The organism is Bradyrhizobium sp. TM233, assembly GCF_036247965.1.
In the GTDB taxonomy this organism is placed as follows: Bacteria; Pseudomonadota; Alphaproteobacteria; order Rhizobiales; family Xanthobacteraceae; genus Bradyrhizobium; species Bradyrhizobium ottawaense.
Genome location: NZ_BTIG01000038.1, coordinates 1 through 300 on the forward strand (window position 1 = coordinate 1; position 300 = coordinate 300).

1 protein-coding gene is annotated in these 300 nt (G+C 67.7%); it reads right to left on the reverse strand.

The features are described 5' to 3' along the window. On the reverse strand, positions 1–300 hold a 300-nt coding region (locus AABA86_RS32950; protein ID WP_338309719.1), incomplete at both ends, for an autotransporter-associated beta strand repeat-containing protein.

Consider the following 300-nt stretch of genomic DNA (forward strand, 5'->3'; position numbering starts at 1 on the left):
GCGCCGGCGAGCGAGCCGATGGCATTGGAGAAGCCGGCGAGATCGAGCACGGCGCCGCCGGCGCCCGTGACCGCGGAATTGCTACCGAAGGCGCTGGTCGAGCCAGCCTGCAAGATGCCGGCGTTCACGACAGTCGGGCCGGTATAGGTGTTGACGCCCGAGAGGATCAGCGTTCCGGCATAGCCGCTCGCCGCGTTGACGACGACGTCGCCGGAGCCGGAGAGAACGCCCGAAAGATTCACCGTGTTGCCGGTGAGAACGTTGTAGGTCGGATCGCCGCTCGCGGCGATGTCGTTGGCG